This window comes from Nocardiopsis sp. iso_237, assembly GCF_056173345.1.
This window is the reverse complement of the sequence record NZ_CM149669.1, coordinates 4,015,170-4,032,812: the sequence shown is the minus strand read 5'-3', so window position 1 is coordinate 4,032,812 and position 17,643 is coordinate 4,015,170. Positions and strand designations below refer to the sequence as shown.

Sequence of the window (17,643 nt, the reverse complement as noted above, 5' to 3'; positions counted from 1 at the left end):
GGCGGACCGGAGCGGCGGTCCCCGCGCGGCGGTACCGACGACTGGTGGGGTATGACGAGCGAAGAACGGCCGACGACGGGAACCACCCGGGAGATCGAGCTCCTGTGGGGCCAGCGGGAGACCGCCCGGCGCGGACCCAAGCCCAGGCTCAGCCGCACGGCGATCGTCGAGGCCGCGATGGCGGTGGCCGACGCCGAGGGACTGGACGCCGTCTCCATGCAGCGCGTGGCCAGGGAGCTCGGCTACACGACGATGTCGCTGTACCGGCACCTGGACAGCAAGGAGGACCTGCTCGTCCTCATGCAGGACGCCGCCCTGTCCCAGCGCCCCGCCGGGCCCCGCGACGACGGTGACTGGCGGGCCGGGACCGAGGAGTGGTGCCACCGGGCGCTCGACCAGTGGAGGAGGCACCCCTGGTCCGCCTACATCCCCCAGTCCGGCCCCCCGAGCGGCCCCAACGGACTCCGCTGGATGGAGGCCGGGCTCCGCGAGGTCTCCGCCTCCGGGCTCGGAGCCGCCGAGTCACTCCAGGTCCTCCTGCTGCTCTCGTACGCGCTCAGGGACCTGATCCGCATGGAGGAGGACCTGGCGCGGGCCGCACGGGCACGCGGCGGCTCCGTGGAGGACGACGAACAGGGGTGGGTCCGGGGGCTGCGGGGGGTCATCGACCCCGAGGAGTTCCCGACGATCCTGTGGACCCTGGACCAGGGCACGTTCGACGAGGCCCCGGCCGGATTCGCCGAGGAGAGCGGTCTCCTGGGCGGCCTGGGCTTCGCCGTCCAGCGCATCCTCGACGGCGTCGACGCGTACGTGCGCACCGAGGGCCGGGCCGAGGCAGGGGGCTGAGGACCGCCCGGGGCCGGGGAGCGGGGCGGGTCCGTCCGCCCCCCGCCCGTTCAGCGCACCAGCACCAGGTGGTGGCGGGCCAGCGCGGACACCACCCGCACGCACGTGGGCGCGTCCACGCCCGCGCGCTCGGCCAGTGCCGCCACGGACAGCTCCCGGTGCTCGGCCAGCGCCTCCAGCACCGGTTCCGCCACGACGGGAAGCCGGTACCGCTTCCCCGCGACGGTGACCACGACCCGGGCGTCCCCGCCCTCGCCCTCCCGCACCACGGGGGGAGGCAGGATCGGGACGAACTCCACCCGCGCGTGCTCCGGGGGAGCGCCGTCCTCCACCGGCCAGGGCAGGGAGAACGACGTGCGCCGGGGGAAACGCGCGTCCCGCTCGGCCAGGAAGGTGTCCAGGTCCAGGCGCTCGGCCAGCTCCGTGATCCGCTCGACCAACTCGTGCCGGTGCTTGCGGCGCGAGTCGGGGTCGGCGAACCGGGGCAGGTCCCGACGGAACGCCTCCTCCTCGAACAGTCCGCGCACCAGCGCGTCCGCCCAGTCCACCCCGGTCGCGCGGGTGAAACCGAAGGTGAGGTGCATACTCACCTCACCGGTGCCGGTCACCGTGTGCCACCAACCGCGCGGCACGTGGATCACCTGACCGGGGCGCAGCACGCCCTCCCACACCAGGTGCAGCTCGCCGTCCGCGTCCCGGGGCGGGGTGTGCGCGTGGTCGGTGTCGTTCCTCATCGGGTACGGGCGCGAACCCGGCCCGTGCACCTGCCAGTGCTTCGTCCCCTCCACCTGCACGATCACCGTGTCGTGGTCGTCCCAGTGGGTGTCGAACCCCCGGGACTCACCCCAGATCAGGTACAGGTTGGTCTGCGCGCGCTCCCGGGTCAGCCGCATGAGGTCGTCGGCGGCCGCGCCGATCGGCGGGTGCATCCGGTCGATGCCGTCCAGCACCAGGCTCGCCCCGGCGCGCAGCTCCCGGTACAGCGACTCGGGGCGCACGATCCGGCGTTCGGTCCGCGAGACCCGGGCCCGGTCCGTGTAGCGGTCCAACGGGACCGGTGAACCGTCCTTGTGCAGGCGCAGACGAGGCGGCTCCGGGGCGCTCTCGGCCAGCAGGCCGTTGAGGTCGTCGAAGGTCAGGAGCGAGCGCACGGCGTCCGCGCCCAGGTCGGCGAAGACGAACTCCTCCGACAGTCGGGTGGTGAGTGCGTCGCGGCCCACGACGTCGCACAGGGTTCGGGTGAACAGGCTGCCGGGATCGGTCACGGCTGTCCCCTTTCCAGGAGGGTCGGACGTTACGGTTCTGCGGGCGCGCGGATCGTGGTGGCGGGGGGACCCGCCCGGCCCGCGCCGGAGCGGCACGGACCGGGCGGGCACCGATCAGATGAAGTCCGAACTGGAGTCGGTGCCGTCGTTGTCGCCGCCCGCGGTGGTGTCGCGGGAGGTCACCTCCGCCAGATCCTCGACCTCAACCTCGATGGGGTCCATACCGCACCTCGCTTTCTGTGTGCCGTCGATCCTCTTGGTCAGGGCCGGACCGGGTGCCGTCAGCGCCCGGTGAGCCCCGTTCGGTGGGCCGCGAACGCGTGCGCGTCGGCGGCCAGTCCCACGGCCCTGCTCACCGCGCGCGGGCCGTGCCCGACGTCGTGTTCGTAGCGCAGCAGGGCGGCCGGGCGGTCCCCGTCCCCTCCCGCCGCCAGCAGCGCCGCGCACATCTTGCGCGGGTGGGCGGCGTCGGTCCGGGTGTCGCCGTCGAACCCGGTGAGCAGGACGCTGGGATGCCGCAGGCCGGGTGTGCGCAGGGCGGTGTCCAAAGCGCGGTGGTAGGGGGAGTACGACACCAGTGCGGCGAAGTCGTCGGGGTCGGCCGCGGTGCCGAACTCCCGTGTCCACATGCGGCCCAGCCCCAGCCGCTCGAACCGCACCATGTCCGCGAGGGGGGCCGAGGCGATCACCGCCGAGCACAGGTCCGGGCGGGCGGTGGCGGCGGCCAGCACCAGCAGCCCCCCGGCCGAACCGCCGGACAGGCACAGTTCGGCGCGCGTGCACCACCCGGAGGACACCAGCGTGTCGGCGGCTGCGATCAGGTCGCGCACCGCGCGCGTCTTGTGGCGGCCCGAACCCTCCAGGTGCCACCGGCGCCCGGCGTCACCCCCGCCCCGGACGTGGGCCACGGCGTAGCGGCCGCCGGAGAGCAGCCAGGCGAGCACGGTCGCGCTGAACCCGAACTGGCGCGGACGTCCGAAACCCCCGTACGCGTGTAGGAGGGTGGGGCCCGGCCCGGAGCCACCGGAGGCGTCGAAGACCGTGACCGGCACCCGGGTGCCGTCGAAGGACCGACACCACTCCACGGTGCGGACCACGGAGGGGGCGGCCCCGGTACCGGGGCGCGCGCCGGTGGCCGCGTCGGGGTTCGCGGGGACGGGCCAGGGCACGGGTGTCCGGTGCCCTGGGGCCAGGCGCAGGACCCTCTGCTGGGTGGCCACGTCGGCGTAGGCGAGGAAGACCGTGCCGTCCGGCATGGCCACCGGGCCGGAGGCCATGCCCTCACCCGGCAGCTCCACCGTGTGGGAGCGGACGCCGGTGACGGCGTCGTGCACGGCGGCCTCGCTGATGCCCAACCGGGTGCGGACCACCAGCAGCGCCGCGCCCTCGGGCGAGCGGTGCGGGCAGAACGCGTCCAGGGTCGCGCCGGGGTCCTCGGGGACCACCTCCCGCCAGTGCTCGGGTGAGAGCCGGTCGCCGGGGGCTCCCGGGTCCACCGCGCACACGCGGCGGCGCGGCGCGTCCAGTGTGGTGCGCAGGTACAGCAGACCGTCGGGACCCGCCCCCACCTCGGTCTCCGCCTCGTGGTCGACCTGGAGCGGTCGGAACTCCGGCTGCTCCGGCGGACGCGCGGCCAGGTCGGCCAGCCACAGGTCGGTGCGGTGACCGGTGCCGTGGCTCTCCGTGACCAGCAGCCAGCGGTCGTCCAGGACCCGCACGCCGGGTACGGTGCCCGGCCCGGTACAGGGGTACACGAGCGTCTCGGCGCCGTCCACGACCCGGCGCAGCCACACGCCGCGCACGCCCCGGACGCCGTCGCGACGCACGTAGTAGAAGGACCGCCGTTCGCCGGGCAGCCAGGCCACGTGCGAGTACCGTACTCCGGACACCGTCGGGCCGACCGTCGCTCCGGTGTCCGTCCGGACCACGCGCAGGCCACCGCGTTCCACCCCGCCCGAGGAGGTCTGGACGGCGACCAGTCGGCCGTCCGGGCTCGGTTCCCAGGAGTCCAGGGTGGTCCGCCCCGTGGGGTCGTCCGCGCAGGGGTCGTGGACGGTCAGCGGATCCGCGTCCGGGGCCCCGGCGGCGGTGTCTCCGGGGTCCCGGGGCCACACCACGAGGCGCGGGTGTTCGCTCCCCGCCCGGCGTACCGTGCAGAACAGCGTGCCGGAGCGGTGGACCGGCGGCGACCACAGGTCGGTCGCGACCAGCGCCCGGATGCGTTCGGCCAGGTGTGCGCGCAGGGGCCAGGTGGCCGCCTCCCGCTCGTACTCCCGACCGCGCTCCGCCAGCCAGCGGAGGGTCGCGGGGGAGTCGGAGGTCTCCAGCCATCGGTAGGGGTCGGGGACGGGGTGGCCGTGCAGCGTGTCGACGACCGACACGGGGTCGGCGGCCGGGGCGGTTCCGGGGCGGTTACGCACCATCACATGGTTCAAGCGGCCCGACACGACGGTCAAGGAAGAGATACCTGGCCCCGAGGGACGCGACTGTGTCGGTGAGGGAAGGTTTGTGGGCGGTGCCAGCCACGACCGCCGGGATGGTCGGTGGGGAACCGGGTAGGTCTCCGACGAGGGGCGGACCGAGCCTCGGGAGTTCCAGGAGTGAGGGAGGGACCCGTGGAGAACACCGTCCGGCACCCCCGGGAGCCGCGCCGGTCGCTGGTGGCGGCGGCGTGCTTCGGGGCGGCGGTCCTGGCCACGGCTCTGGTCGGCGGCGCCGCCGCGGCACAGTCCGGCGCTATCTACGCTCGCCTCGACCTGCCGGTGTGGGCACCGCCCGCCTGGCTGTTCGGTCCGGTGTGGACCGTCCTGTACGTGCTCATCGCGGTCGCGGGCTGGCTGGTGTGGCGGGCGGCCGGAACCCGGGGCGCCGCCGTCTTCCTGGGCGTCTACGTCCTCCAGCTGCTCCTGAACGCGGCCTGGACGCCGCTGTTCTTCGGCGCCGGGCTCCAGGGCCTCGCGCTGGCGGACATCCTGCTGCTGGCCGTCGCGGTGGCGGCGACGCTGTTCCTGGCCCGTCCGCACAGCAGGTCGGCGGTGGTGCTCCTGGTCCCCTACCTGGTGTGGGTCGCCTTCGCCGCCGCGCTCAACGCCGCCATCTGGGCGGCCAACTGACCCAGACGACCACGGGGGAGACGGGGACGGGCGGCGCCCCGGGGGATGGGGCGCCGCCCGTGTGTCCGGTCCGGGGAGGTGTGGACCGGACCGGGGGGCGGATCAGACGTTGTCGGGGTGGCCGATCGCCAGGCCGCTCTCCTGGTCGAAGAAGTGCAGCTGGCTGACGTCCACCGCCAGGCTGATGGTGCTGCCCGGGCGCACGCTGCTGCGCGGGCTCACACGGGCGGTGAACTGCGAGCGGTTGTCGCCCAGCGGCAGGGCGGCCTCGGCGCTCTCCTCGTCGTCACCGGCGGCGTCCTTCGCCAGGGCTGCCGCGTCCTCGTGGCGCACGGGCGGGGCGTCGATGCCGAAGATCACGTTGATCTCGGTGCCCAGCTCCTCGGTCACGTCGGCGGTGACCTCGATGCGCGGGTCGCCGTTGCCGTCGAACTCGGCGTCGCTGAAGTCCGAGGGGCGGATGCCCAGGATCACCGAACGGCCCACGTACTCGCTCAGGTGCGGGCGCTCCTTGAGGACCGAGGCCGGGACGGGGAGCGCGTGCTCGGCGAACTTCAGGACCGCGCCGTCACCGTCGCGGGAGATCTCGGCGTCGACGAAGTTCATCGCCGGGGAACCGATGAACCCGGCCACGAACAGGTTGACGGGGGCGTCGAACAGGCGCTTGGGGGTGTCGACCTGCTGGAGTCGGCCGTCCCGCAGCACCGCGACCCGGTCACCGAGGGTCATCGCCTCGATCTGGTCGTGGGTGACGTAGACGGTGGTGACGCCCAGGCGCTCGTGGAGCTGGTTCAGGGAGGCGCGCATCTGCACGCGGAGCTTCGCGTCGAGGTTGGACAGCGGCTCGTCCATGAGGAAGGCCTGCGGCTCGCGCACGATGGCGCGGCCCATCGCCACACGCTGGCGCTGACCACCGGAGAGCGCGCCCGGCTTGCGCTTGAGGTAGGGCTCCAGACCGAGCATGTCGGCGGCCTCACCCACGCGCCGGGCGATCTCCGCCTTGGGGACCTTGCGCAGCTTCAGACCGAAGGCGAGGTTCTGCTCGACGGTCATGTGGGGGTAGAGCGCGTAGTTCTGGAAGACCATCGCGATGTCGCGGTCCTTCGGCGGACGGTCGTTGACGATCTCGTCCCCGATCACCAGCGTGCCCGCCGAGATCTCCTCCAGGCCCGCGATCATGCGCAGCGCGGTGGACTTGCCGCAGCCGGAGGGGCCGACGAGCACCATGAACTCGCCGTCGTTGATCCGGAGGTTGAGGTCGTCGACGGCCTTGACGTCGCCGCCGTAGATCTTGTCGACGCCCTCAAGGACGATCTCCGCCATGGCTGTCAGCTCCCGCGTTGGCTCGGTGGTGTGGCGTATCCGATGGTGGGGAACCGCGGGGCCGTGGACCCCTCAGATGCCCCTTCACCGGGCCCGATGTTCGAAGTTGATCGAAACAGGTCGGTTTCTTGATCACATCAGACATGATCGCGATCAAAATGTCCAGAGCGGATTTGATTTCGATCCGATTGCGGTCACGCGCAAACCACCCTTGGCCAGCTGGCGTGTGCGGCTCAGGTGCGTTAGCCTGGCGCACGGTTCATCACGCTCTCCCCTCCCAGCACTTGGGCCGGTAGCCACGACACGGCGCCCGGGTTGAGACAAGGGGTCGGGGAGTCTGGGTAACCTAACGACCAGTCCAGCACTGGACGGACCGGTTGTGCGGCCCCCACTCGTCCGATTGGACGCTGCATCACGCGCCAGGTGCAGCTGGGATCGGGTGAGGGGCGGAGTACCGCGACCGGGCGGGGGGTTGGACCCGGAAAAGGCCCGAACATCCAGTAGACAACGGTCTTCCGAGCTCGCCGCCGACGGGACGGAGCCGGTCCGAAGGGTGGCTCGGGCCTTTTCCGCGTCCCCCCAATATGCTGACCGCCAGGACCCTCAGAATCCAGCGGAAAGCGAGCATCCCACGTGGTTGCCGAGCAGAAGGGGCCGGAGGCAGCTCCGAACCCCGAAAGACCCTCGCCGAGCATCACGGCGCCGGAGTCCGAGGCGCGGGCCACGACGTGGTCCCCCCTGGCCCCGGGGCACCGCTGGGGACGCCTCGACCTCCTCCTGAGGACCCTGGCCGCAGTGGGTGCGGGCCTGGCCCAGCTCTTCGCGCTCCCGCCGTACGGCCTCTGGTGGCTGGGCCCGGTCAGCGCCGCACTCCTCCTCCTCTCCGTGTGCGGGACCCGCGTGCGCCGCGCCGCCTGGCTGGGCGCCCTGTCCGGCGCCACGCTCATGGTGCCGCTGGTCCACTGGCAGGGCATCTTCGGCGTCGACGTGTGGCTGGGCATCGCCGCGGCCGAGAGCGCCTACTTCCTTCCCATGGCCATGGGCCTGTCACTGGTGGCGAGACTGCCCTACTGGCCCGTGTGGACCGCCGCCCTGTGGGTGGCCCAGGAGGCCGTACGCGCCCGCTGGCCGCTCGGGGGCTTCCCCTGGGGCAAGCTCGCCTTCGCGCAGCCGGACACGCCCTTCGTGGGGTACGCGGCCCTGGGGTCCTCCCCGCTCGTCTCCTTCGCCGTCGCCCTGACCGGCGCCATGCTGGTGTGGACCCTGCTGCGCGCCGTGACGGCCCGAGGCCGCGCGCGTGTGCTCCTCCCGGCCCTCGGCCTGGCCGCCAGCGCCGCGATCGTCCTGGGCGGTCTCGTGGCCCCCGCGATCAGCCGTCCCACCCCGGTGGAGACCGTCACGGTCGGCATGGTCCAGGGCAACGTGCCCAACGTCGGTGAGATCTCCATCCTCGGAGAGCGCGCCCAGGTGCTCCAGAACCACGCCGACGGCGTAGCGGAACTGGCCGAGTCGGTCCGGGCGGGCGAGTACCCCCAACCCGACCTCGTGCTCCTGCCGGAGAACGCCAGCGACATCGACCCCTTCCGGGACCCCGAGGCGGCGCGGACCATCGACGAGGCCGCCCAGGAGGTGGACGCGCCCCTCCTCTGGGGGCTCAGCCGGTTCAACGACGACGGCACGCGCTCTGTGCAGAGCCTGGTGTGGGACCCCGAGACCGGCCCGGGCGACGCCTACGACAAGCGCTACCTGGTCCCGTTCGGCGAGTACGTCCCCTACCGCGACTTCTTCACCCGGTTCGTCTCCCGTCTGGGCCAGGTCAGCTCCGACGCCGTCCCGGGCACCGAACCAGGGGCCCTGGACATCGGCGGCACCACGCTGGCCGTGGGCATCTGCTTCGACGTGGCCTTCGACCCGCCGGTGCGCGAGTCCGTGGCGGCGGGCGGGGGGATCATCGTGATCCCCACCAACAACGCCAACTACAACTTCACCGGGCAGTCGCACCAGCAGCTGGCCATCACCCAGCTGCGCGCCGTCGAGCACGGACGCCCGGCCGTGGTGGTCTCCACCAGCGGGGTCAGCGCCGTCGTCGAGCCGGACGGCGGGATCGCCTACGAGTCGCCCGAAGCGGTGCGCGACGTCAACGTCGCGGAGCTCACCGCCATGGAGGGCACCACGGTGGCCACCCGGCTGGGCGCGGTCCCGGAGGCCCTGATGGCCGCGCTCGGCCTGGCCGCGGTGGTCGCCTCGGTCGTCGTCTCCCGCAGGTCCCGGACCTGAACCCGCCCACCGGCCGGGGGAGCGGTCCCCGTCGCGGGGGTCGGAACCGGGACGTCCGCCGCGGGTGGGAGTTCCCGGACCGGGAACCATTCACGTCACGGGTACGTTTTCCCCGTCAAGGGGAGAACCCGACTCCGGTCCACGACACTGAGGATGATTCGCGATGCCGCTGCTGATGGTGCTGGCGCTGATGGCACTGCCCTTCCTTGAGGTGGGCCTGATGATCTGGGTCGGCGGACAGATCGGCGTGCCGTGGACGCTGGCCGCGCTGGTCTCGCTGATGATCCTCGGCGTGGCCGTGCTGCGGCACACGGGCCGGGCCTTCCGCGAGGTCGTCCAGGAGGCCGACGAGGCCATGCGCACCGGGGAGCAGCCCCGCAAGGGCCTGCTCGACCCGTTGATGCTCATGGCCGGCGGCATCCTGCTGGTCATCCCGGGGTTCCTCACCGCCGCCGTCGGTCTGCTGCTGGCCACCCCGGTCACGCGGCCCGCCCTGCGGTGGGCGTTCGCCGGTTGGGCGGCCCGCCGGATGAGGAAGATGCAGGAACGCGTGAACGAGGAGTTCTCCGCGCGTGGCGCCACCATCCCGAACCAGGCCCCCTTCGGCCCCGGCGGACCCGCCGGTTCCGGTGGGCCCGCGAACCCGTTCGGCACCGCTCCCGGAGGCTCGCGGGGCGCGGAGACCGGGGACCGGTCCACCCCCAACCGGGGCCGCGTCATCCAGGGCCAGTTCGAACCCGAGGACGACGACCGGAACTGAGACCCCGGTCACCCGCGTTCGGACCCGGGTTCCGGCCCGGACTGGGAGACCGACACGTAGGCACCCACGATGCGGGCGATCACCGTGGTCAGGAACAGGGTCCCCGCCACCGCCTCGCCGGTGGCCAGCGAGCGCGCCCACGGGGTGACCGGCACGAGGTCGCCGTAGCCGAGCGTGACCAGGGTGACGAAGCTCAGATAGGTGAGGTCCTGCCAGTCCACCGGTGTCCCCGGGGCGAGGGAGTCCTCGAAGCCACCGGGCCACAGGGCCTCCACGATGCCGAACAGCGCCGCGAACACTCCGCCCAGCAGCAGGTAGGCGCAGATCGCCGCCAGGATCAGCTGCGGGCCCTGCTCACGCTGGTGCCGCCGCCGGTAGGTGAACACGAACGCGAGCAGCTTCAGGATCAGGTAGCCCTGGAACAGCACGACGGCGCAGAACAGCCCGAGACGCGCGGTGGGGACCTCGGGGTGCAGGGCCGACCAGAACCCGGACACCAGGAAGACCACGGAGAGCACGGCCACGGGGACCAGGCGTCGGCCCTCGGGCAGGACAACGCGCACGCCCAGGAAGACCACCGCCGGATACAGCAGGGTGTACAGCATCTCCCACAGCTGTCCGCGCAGCGTCAGCGGATACGCGAAGTGCAGCAGCGCCGATGCGGCCAGGAACGCCGCCAGGGGGTGTGAGAGCCCCGGTCGACCACGCATACCGGCCCCTTCCCGTACGCTACCGCTCGCCGGGAGGCTAGCCCGGCCGCGGGCGGGACCGTGTGAGGCGCGGGAGGTGTTTGCCCGACCTTGGAGCGCCGTCGACACGCGTTAGACCAGCGGGCTGCGAGCATCCTCAGGGAGTGGGGCCACCAGGGTCCGCACGAGCCGGAGGAGCACCATGAGCGTGAGCATCCCCGAGCCGGTCGCGTCGTTCGTCGACCGGGTCAACGACCACGACGAGCGGGGCTTCCTGGACGCCTTCACCCCGGACGGGGTGGTGGACGACTGGGGACGGGAGTTCCGGGGGCGCGAGGCCATCAAGGGGTGGAGCGACGTGGAGTTCATCGGGGCCCGCGGCGTGCTGGACGTGCGCTCGGCCGAAACCACCCCGGACGGGGTCACGGTGGTCGGTGACTGGAGGTCGCGGCACGCCAACGGGCTGAGTTCCTTCGCCTTCCGCGTCGAGGGGGACCGGATCGCCCGGATGACCATCAGGGAGGGCTGATCCGTTCCGGCGCAGCACGGGGGTCGACCGGACGACGGGACGCGTGGCCCACCAGCACTGATCGTTTCGATCACGTTCGATCACGCGGTGGGTGCGAGTCCGGGTTCAGCGCTCCGCGACGCGTCCGTGGAGGCGCGCGTGCAGACCGCGCACCTCCACGCTGAGGGACCCCACCGGACCCTCCACCGGGATACCGGGAGCCACCTCGTTCACGGACAGCGCCCGCACCGGACCGGCCGGGACACCCCACTCCGCCAGCCAGGAGCCCAACTGCTCCGCCGAACTCGCGTACACGATGCGCCCCAGCCCCACCCAGGCGTGGGCGGCGGAGCACATCGGGCAGTGCTCACCCGAGGTGTAGACGGTGGCCTCGGCGCGCTCGGCGGGGGGCAGGTGCCCGGCGGCCCAGCGGGCGATCGCGAACTCCGGGTGCTGGGTGGAGTCGCCCCCGGCCACGTGGTTGTGGTCCTCGAACAGCACCGCGCCGTCCGCGCCCACCAGCACCGAACCGAACGGCTCGTCACCCCGGTCCAGAGCCGCCTCGGCCAGGTCCACCGCGCGACGCAGGTGACGCAGGTCGGTCTCGTCCACCATCATGGGCTCCTTCGCTCCGGGTTCGGCGCCACCGTACCGCGCGCCGGGAAAACCCCTGGTCGCCTCCGGGGCGCGTGGCTACGCTGCGACCCATGGAGATCAGGATCCGGCCCTACGAACCCGGCGACCGCGACACGGTGGTCGGCCTCGCCCTGCGTGCCTGGGAGCCCGGCTACGCAGCGCTGGAACGGACCCTGGGCCCGAGGTTGCACCGGCGGCTCCACGGGGACTGGCGCCGGACGCACGCCCGCGACGTCCGGGAGGACCTGGACTCGGCGGAGGCGGACGCGTGGGTGGCCGTCACCGACCGCGTGGCCGGGTTCGTCACCGTCCGGCTCGACCGGGAGGGCGGCACCGGACTGGTCCACCTGCTGGGGGTCGACCCCCAGCAGCAGGGGCGGGGCACCGGCACGGCGCTCACGGAGTTCGCCGTGGAGCGCATCCGGGAGGAGGGCATGGCGGTGGCCGTGATCAGGACCGGCGGCGACGACGCCCACGCCCCGGCACGCGCCGTCTACGAGAAGGCCGGGTTCGTGGCCTCACCGGTGGTGCACTACTACCGGAGTCTGTGACCCGGGAGTCCCCCGATCACCGTGGACGACGGGCTCACCGCCGGAGGGCCGTGCGGCGCCCCGCGCGCAGACCGTTGGCGATCACCACCACCTCGGCCAGTTCGTGTACCAGGACCACCGCCGCCAGTCCCAGGACACCGAACAGCGCCAGTGGCACCAGACCGACGATGATCGCCAGTGACAGCCCGACGCTCTGCCACATGATGGTCCGGCAGCGGCGGGCGTGGGCCAGGACCGCCGGGAGGTGGTGCAGGTCCTCACCCATCAGGGCGACGTCCGCGGTCTCCACGGCCACGTCGGCGCCCATCGCGCCCATGGCCACGCCCAGGTCGGCGCAGGCCAGGGCCGGGGCGTCGTTGACCCCGTCACCGACCATGGCCACGGGGCCCCCGGCGCGCAGCTCACCGACCACCCGGGCCTTGTCCTCGGGCAGCAGCCCGGCGTGCACCTCCTCGGGGGCGATCCCGACCTCGACGGCCAGCGCCCGGGCCGTGACGGGGTGGTCACCGGTCAGCACGGCCACGCGGTGCCCGGAACGGCGCAGTTCCGCGACCACCTCGGCGGCCTCGGGGCGGGGTTCGTCGCGGACCGCGAGCGCGCCCGCCACGTCGCCGTCCACCTCCACCAGGACCACGGTGGCCCCGGCCTCCAGCAGCCGCTCGACCTCGCCCCGGACGGGCCCCGGGGAGACCCAGCCGGGACGGCCCAGACGTACCTCCGCGCCCTCCACCCGGCCGGTCAGCCCGTGGCCGGGTACCGCGAGGACGTCCTCGGCCGGAGGGGGTGAGGGGTGGGCGGCCAGCACCGCTCGGGCGAGCGGGTGTTCGCTGCGCGCCTCCAGCGCCGAGGCCAGGGCCAGGACGCGCTCCCGGGCGCGCCCGGGAGCGGGCACCACCTCCATGACGGCGGGCGCGTTCCGGGTGAGGGTCCCGGTCTTGTCCAGGGCGACCACCCGGACGCCGCCCATCGCCTCCAGCGCCGCGCCGCCCTTGACCAGTGCGCCCTGACGTGAGGCCGCGCCGACGGCGGCCACCACGGTCACCGGAACGGAGATCGCCAGCGCGCAGGGAGAGGCTGCCACCAGCACGACCAGCGCCCGTTCGATCCAGGTCAGGGGGTCGCCCAGGAGCGATCCGACCGCCGCCACCAGCGCGGCCGCGACCATCACCCCGGGAACCAGGGGGCGGGCGACCCGGTCGGCCAACCGTTGGCCCTGACCCTTGCGGGCCTGCTCGGCCTCCACGACGCGCACCACGCGAGCCAGGGAGTTGTCCTCGGCCCCGGCGGTCACCGTGACCTCCAGCGGACCGGTGCCGTTGACCGAGCCCGCGTACACGGCCTCGCCCGGCCCCACCTCCACGGGCACGGACTCCCCGGTGATGGCCGAGGTGTCCAGGCTGGTGTGCCCGACGGCGATGACGCCGTCGGTGGCCAACCGTTCGCCCGGTCGCAGCACGAGGGTCTGCCCGGGGCGGAGCCGGTCGGGGGAGACGGTGTGCTCGACCCCGTCGCGCAGCACGGTCGCCCGCGCGGGCACCAGGTCCAGCAGGGCGCGCAGGCCGCGCCGGGTGCGCGCGACGGCGTACCCCTCCAGCCCTTCGGCGACGGTGAAGAGCACGGCCAGCATCGCCGCCTCACCGACCTCGCCCAAAGCCACGGCACCGGCGGCGGCCAGGGTCATCAGGGTGCCCACGCCGATCCGGTCCCGGAACGGGCCCGGACCTGACAGGCGGCGCACGGTGGAGGGGACGAAGGTCCAGGCCGCGACCGCGAGGGCGGCGGACTTCAGCAGGAGGGAAAGGGACTCGGGGGCGCCCCACCATCCCGCCGCGTACCCGGCGAGCAGCAGGGGCGCGGCGACGGCGGCGAAGCGGATCTCGGTGACCTGCCCGAGCCGGGTGGGCTCCGCCGGGTCGGTGGACCGCGCGGGCGGGGCGTCGCCGCAGCAGGTGTCGCTCACCGGACGCCGTCGGTTCCGTAGGTGGGGCACAGGGCGACCGCGTTCCCGGTCGCCGCGAGGAGGGTCTCGGCCGCCGCGAGCAGGGTGATCAGTTCGGGGCGGCTGAGCGAGTAGAAGACCTGGCGCCCCTGGGGGCGCCCCTCGACCAGGCCGCAGTCGCGCAGGCACGACACGTGCTTGGAGACCGTGGACTGGGCCAGGCCCAGCTGGTCCACGAGGTCGGTCACACGTGCCTCACCCTGCGCCAGGCGACGCACGATCGCCAGCCGGGTCCCGTCGGAGAGACTGTGGAAGAGGGCCTCGGCCGCGTCCAGTCCGGAGTCCGCGCAGGCCCCCTCCACACCTTCATTCATCGTCATGCAACGATCATATTCAGTTTTGGCGATGAATCAACACCGGGTCAGGCGCGCTGGGCCACCGTTCTCGAAGCGGCCAGCGTCTGGGAGATCTTCGCCGCCAACCTCGCTGAGGGCACGTCCGTGTGGGGACGCCAGGCGAGCGCGTCGGAGTCGCCGCCCCGCGCGGGCACCGTCGCGGCCGTCGCCCGGTACAGGTACAGGAAGTCGAAGTGCACGTGCTCCGGCTCTCCCCGGTCCTCGTCCTCCGGGACACCGCGGACGTCCAGGTCCAGCGGGAGCGCGTGCGTGTCCGACCCCGTCCGGGCCGACTCGACCTGGTCCGGGGACAGACCGGTCGCCTCCGTCAGACGGCTCAGCGACGCCTCGTCCAGGGCGCCGTCCCCGTCGGTCAGGTGGCCGCCCGGCAGGAGCCAGGGGCCCCGGTCGCCCTCGCGGACCATCAGCACCCGCCAACACGGGTCGAGCACCACGGCCCCCGCGGTCACGTGCCCCCGGAACTCCTTGGGCGAGGAGAGCTCGTGCCCACCGTCCAGGGCCCGCACCAGGGGGTCGGCCGCGTCGACTTCCTTGGGGAAGCGCTCCAGATAGCCGTCCAGCACGGCGCGGATGTGCGTGTTCGGGATGCTCAATGTGGCTCCTGTCGATCCAGACACGTGGCGCCCCCAGGATCCCGGCTCGGCACCGGCCGTGAACAGTTCCCACGCTGGTCGGCCCCGAGGTGGTACCCGAACCCGCTAGGCGTCCGCCCGGGCCGTCATCCGGTCGTCCACGAGCCGGATCACCGTGATCACCACGATCGCCACCCCCGCCACGGCCAGTCCGGTCAGGACCTTGGTCGGGTCGCTCACGTCGAGGTCGAAGAACCAACGGCCCCACGGCGTCACCATGGCCAGGGTCAGGAGGCCCACCATGGACCCGACCATCGCCACCTTCCACCACACGTACGGTTTGGCCACCAACAGGAGCACCCACAGGGTCGTCGCGCACAGCGTGATGACCACCGCCGTGCGGTCCGCCGGGTCCGGGACCGTGCGCCCGCCGAGCACCAGCAGGTAGGTCGTCACCGCGGCCAGACCCGCCACCATCCCCGAGGGGATCGCCAGCCGCAGCGTGCGCAGGACGAACCCCGGCCGGGCGATGTCGGTGTTGGGCGCCAGGGCCAGGAAGAACGACGGGATGCCGAAGGTGACCGCGTTGATCAGCGTGGCGTGCCGGGGGAAGAACGGGTACGCGACCGCCAGCAGGCCCACGATGATCGCCAGCGTCATCGTGTACACGGTCTTGGTGAGGAACAGGCTGGCCACCCGCTCGATGTTGCCGATCACCCGGCGGCCCTCGGCCACCACCCGGGGCAGCACCGCGAAGCGGTTGTCCAACAGGACCAGCTGCGCGACCGACCGCGAGGCCGGGCTGCCCGAGCCCATCGCCACGCCGATGTCGGCCTCCTTCAGGGCGAGCACGTCGTTGACGCCGTCACCCGTCATCGCCACCGTGTGGCCCCCGTCGCGGAGCCCGCGCACCATGTCGCGCTTGCGCTCGGGGGTCACCCGGCCGAACGCCGAGTGGCGCTCGACGTCCCGCGCCAACTCCTCGGGCCCCCGGGGCAGATCCCGCGCGTCCACCGGGCGGTCCGCGCCGGGCAGGCCCAGCTCACGACCGACCGCTCCCACCGAGGCGGCGTGGTCGCCGGAGACGATCTTGACGTCCACCCCCTGGTGCGCGAAGTAGTCCAGGGTCGGCCCGGCGTCCTCACGCACCCGCTGGTCCAGCACCACCAGGGACACCGGCTCCACCGTCCCCGGGGCGAACTCGTCGTCCACCCGGACCGAGGCCCGCGCCAGCAACAGCACCCGCAGGCCCTGGGCACCCAGACGGGCGGCCTCCTCGGCGGCGGGGGAGCTGGGGTCGGCCAGGACGTCGGCGGCGCCGATCACCCAGTGCCCCTCACCCGCGGGAGTCAGCAGGCTCGCGCCGCTCCACTTGCGCGCGGAGGAGAAGGGCGCCAGCGCGGTCACGGTCCAGTCCGGGGCCTCATGCCCGCCGGCCGCGCACCCCTCGGCGATCGCGGCCATGCTCGGGTTCGGGTCCGGGTCGCTCGCGGCCAGCGCGGCCAGCACAGGGGTCGGGGAGTCCGCGCCACCCAGGTCACGGATCTCGGCCAGCCTCATACCGACCTCGGTCAGCGTGCCGGTCTTGTCCGTGCACACCACGTCCACCCGCGCCAGGCCCTCGATCGCGGGCAGTTCCTGCACGAGGCAGTGGTGGCGTCCCAGGCGGATCACCCCCACCGCGAACGCGATGCTGGTCAGGAGGATGAGCCCCTCGGGGATCATCGACACCAGAGCCGCCACCATGCCGCGCAGGGCGTCCGCCAGCGGCCCCGAGATCCCCCCGGACACCGGCTGGTCCAACGCGACCTGCCCGTTCATGAACAGCTGGCTGTAGACGAGCAGCGCACCGATCGGGAACAGGGCGTAGGTGATCCAGGTGAGGATCGTGTTGATCCCCGACCTGAGCTCCGACCGCACCAGCGAGAACCGGCTCGCCTCCTCGGCCAGCCGCGCCGCGTACGCGTGCCGTCCCACCTTCGTCGCCCGGAAACGCCCGGCCCCGGCCACCACGAAGCTGCCCGACATCACCGTGTCACCGGCCTGCTTGAGCACCGGGTCGGCCTCGCCCGTCAGCAGCGACTCGTCGACCTCCAGCCCTCCGGCCCAGGTCACGACGCCGTCGACCACCACCTGGTCACCGACCCCGACCTCCAGGACCTCGTCCAGGACGATCTCCTGGGTCGCGACCCGCACCGTGGAGCCGTCGCGCACCACCCGGGGACGCGCGGCGTTGACGATCGCGAGCCGGTCCAGGGTGCGCTTGGCGCGCAGCTCCTGGACGATCCCGATCAGCGTGTTGATCACGATGACCATCGCGAACAACCCGTCCTGGACCGGTCCGATGACGGCGATGATCGAGAAGAGCACCGCGATCATCGCGTTGATGCGGGTGAAGACGTTCCCCCGGATGATCTGTCCGACGCTGCGACTCGCCCGGACGGGGACGTCGTTGGTCCGCCCGCCCGCGACACGTTCGGCGACCTCCTCCCGCGACAACCCCCGCTCCGGGGGCGGCCCCAGGAGTACGGACCGGGCCGACACGGGCTCGGTCGGGATCGGGCCCCGCTGGGACCGGTCGGTTTCTTCGGACACGGAGGACTCCTGGCTGGGAGGGCGAAGGGGACGGGAGCGGTGAAACCCCCGCTCACGGGCCCCGGCGTCAACGCACACAAGACTAGGGAGCCCCCAGAGTAGAAGTGCACGCCCCGGCGGCGCCGTAGGGCCCGCGTGACTCTTCACCCTGGG

15 protein-coding genes are annotated in these 17,643 nt (G+C 73.1%); 6 read left to right on the top strand and 9 right to left on the bottom strand.

Going from position 1 to position 17,643, the window contains the following annotated elements; translation table 11 throughout:
* Positions 1-51 precede the first annotated feature (51 nt).
* Positions 52-846, top strand: a complete 795-nt coding sequence (locus AC0VYM_RS18465) for a TetR/AcrR family transcriptional regulator (protein WP_475463106.1) — start codon at positions 52-54, stop codon at positions 844-846.
* A 50-nt stretch (positions 847-896) separates the two neighbouring features.
* Here the strand turns inward: AC0VYM_RS18465 and AC0VYM_RS18460 are convergent, their stop codons facing one another.
* Together AC0VYM_RS18460 and AC0VYM_RS18455 are read right to left on the bottom strand one after the other, a co-directional pair.
* Positions 897-2,111, bottom strand: coding sequence for a cupin domain-containing protein (locus AC0VYM_RS18460; RefSeq protein ID WP_475453850.1), 1,215 nt, complete (start codon positions 2,109-2,111; stop codon positions 897-899).
* Between the two features lie 281 nt (positions 2,112-2,392).
* A complete protein-coding gene (locus AC0VYM_RS18455) occupies positions 2,393-4,534 on the bottom strand; it encodes a prolyl oligopeptidase family serine peptidase (protein ID WP_475453847.1) in 2,142 nt (713 codons plus the stop codon).
* A gap of 192 nt (positions 4,535-4,726) precedes the next feature.
* On the opposite strand from AC0VYM_RS18455, the gene AC0VYM_RS18450 reads away from it, so the two are divergent.
* A complete protein-coding gene (locus AC0VYM_RS18450) occupies positions 4,727-5,224 on the top strand; it encodes a TspO/MBR family protein (RefSeq protein WP_475453845.1) in 498 nt (165 codons plus the stop codon).
* Between the two features lie 102 nt (positions 5,225-5,326).
* On the opposite strand, the gene AC0VYM_RS18445 is transcribed toward AC0VYM_RS18450, so the two are convergent.
* On the bottom strand, positions 5,327-6,547 hold the full coding sequence (locus AC0VYM_RS18445; protein ID WP_475453842.1) for an ABC transporter ATP-binding protein: 1,221 nt from the start codon (positions 6,545-6,547) through the stop codon (positions 5,327-5,329).
* Between the two features lie 633 nt (positions 6,548-7,180).
* Here AC0VYM_RS18445 and lnt point away from each other — a divergent pair.
* A complete protein-coding gene (lnt, locus tag AC0VYM_RS18440; RefSeq protein WP_475453839.1) occupies positions 7,181-8,824 on the top strand; it encodes an apolipoprotein N-acyltransferase in 1,644 nt (547 codons plus the stop codon).
* A gap of 163 nt (positions 8,825-8,987) precedes the next feature.
* Positions 8,988-9,584: an FxsA family protein gene (locus AC0VYM_RS18435; RefSeq protein ID WP_475453837.1), complete on the top strand. Its 597-nt coding sequence runs from the start codon at positions 8,988-8,990 to the stop codon at positions 9,582-9,584.
* A gap of 8 nt (positions 9,585-9,592) precedes the next feature.
* Here AC0VYM_RS18435 and AC0VYM_RS18430 read toward each other — a convergent pair whose 3' ends face one another.
* Positions 9,593-10,294 carry a potassium channel family protein gene (locus tag AC0VYM_RS18430; protein ID WP_475453835.1) on the bottom strand — a complete coding sequence of 234 codons (702 nt, stop codon included), beginning with the start codon at positions 10,292-10,294 and terminating at the stop codon, positions 9,593-9,595.
* Between the two features lie 181 nt (positions 10,295-10,475).
* Between AC0VYM_RS18430 and AC0VYM_RS18425 the strand changes: the two genes are divergently transcribed.
* Positions 10,476-10,802, top strand: a complete 327-nt coding sequence (locus AC0VYM_RS18425) for a nuclear transport factor 2 family protein (RefSeq protein WP_475453832.1) — start codon at positions 10,476-10,478, stop codon at positions 10,800-10,802.
* Positions 10,803-10,907: 105 nt separating this feature from the next.
* Here AC0VYM_RS18425 and AC0VYM_RS18420 read toward each other — a convergent pair whose 3' ends face one another.
* Positions 10,908-11,396 carry a nucleoside deaminase gene (locus tag AC0VYM_RS18420; protein ID WP_475453829.1) on the bottom strand — a complete coding sequence of 163 codons (489 nt, stop codon included), beginning with the start codon at positions 11,394-11,396 and terminating at the stop codon, positions 10,908-10,910.
* A 92-nt stretch (positions 11,397-11,488) separates the two neighbouring features.
* On the opposite strand from AC0VYM_RS18420, the gene AC0VYM_RS18415 reads away from it, so the two are divergent.
* Positions 11,489-11,968, top strand: a complete 480-nt coding sequence (locus AC0VYM_RS18415) for a GNAT family N-acetyltransferase (protein WP_475453826.1) — start codon at positions 11,489-11,491, stop codon at positions 11,966-11,968.
* Positions 11,969-12,002: 34 nt separating this feature from the next.
* On the opposite strand, the gene AC0VYM_RS18410 is transcribed toward AC0VYM_RS18415, so the two are convergent.
* The 4 genes from AC0VYM_RS18410 to AC0VYM_RS18395 form a co-directional block, all read right to left on the bottom strand.
* Positions 12,003-13,928: a heavy metal translocating P-type ATPase gene (locus AC0VYM_RS18410; protein WP_475453823.1), complete on the bottom strand. Its 1,926-nt coding sequence runs from the start codon at positions 13,926-13,928 to the stop codon at positions 12,003-12,005.
* Positions 13,925-14,287: an ArsR/SmtB family transcription factor gene (locus AC0VYM_RS18405; RefSeq protein ID WP_475453820.1), complete on the bottom strand. Its 363-nt coding sequence runs from the start codon at positions 14,285-14,287 to the stop codon at positions 13,925-13,927. Before AC0VYM_RS18405 ends, AC0VYM_RS18410 begins: the two co-directional genes overlap by 4 nt.
* Before the next feature lie 41 nt (positions 14,288-14,328).
* Complete coding sequence (locus tag AC0VYM_RS18400; RefSeq protein ID WP_475453818.1) at positions 14,329-14,916, bottom strand: NUDIX domain-containing protein; 588 nt, start codon at positions 14,914-14,916, stop codon at positions 14,329-14,331.
* A gap of 105 nt (positions 14,917-15,021) precedes the next feature.
* Positions 15,022-17,439, bottom strand: a complete 2,418-nt coding sequence (locus tag AC0VYM_RS18395; RefSeq protein ID WP_475463104.1) for an HAD-IC family P-type ATPase — start codon at positions 17,437-17,439, stop codon at positions 15,022-15,024.
* Positions 17,440-17,643 lie beyond the last annotated feature (204 nt).

What these genes read in the sequence shown, in the direction of transcription:
- AC0VYM_RS18430 (WP_475453835.1), bottom strand. Translation starts at nt 10,294, where the DNA reads ATGCGTGGTCGACCGGGGCTCTCACACCCCCTGGCGGCGTTCCTGGCC.
- AC0VYM_RS18445 (WP_475453842.1), bottom strand. Translation starts at nt 6,547, where the DNA reads ATGGCGGAGATCGTCCTTGAGGGCGTCGACAAGATCTACGGCGGCGAC.
- AC0VYM_RS18405 (WP_475453820.1), bottom strand. Translation starts at nt 14,287, where the DNA reads ATGACGATGAATGAAGGTGTGGAGGGGGCCTGCGCGGACTCCGGACTG.
- AC0VYM_RS18420 (WP_475453829.1), bottom strand. Translation starts at nt 11,396, where the DNA reads ATGGTGGACGAGACCGACCTGCGTCACCTGCGTCGCGCGGTGGACCTG.
- AC0VYM_RS18425 (WP_475453832.1), top strand. Translation starts at nt 10,476, where the DNA reads ATGAGCGTGAGCATCCCCGAGCCGGTCGCGTCGTTCGTCGACCGGGTC.
- AC0VYM_RS18465 (WP_475463106.1), top strand. Translation starts at nt 52, where the DNA reads ATGACGAGCGAAGAACGGCCGACGACGGGAACCACCCGGGAGATCGAG.
- AC0VYM_RS18415 (WP_475453826.1), top strand. Translation starts at nt 11,489, where the DNA reads ATGGAGATCAGGATCCGGCCCTACGAACCCGGCGACCGCGACACGGTG.
- AC0VYM_RS18435 (WP_475453837.1), top strand. Translation starts at nt 8,988, where the DNA reads ATGCCGCTGCTGATGGTGCTGGCGCTGATGGCACTGCCCTTCCTTGAG.
- AC0VYM_RS18455 (WP_475453847.1), bottom strand. Translation starts at nt 4,534, where the DNA reads ATGGTGCGTAACCGCCCCGGAACCGCCCCGGCCGCCGACCCCGTGTCG.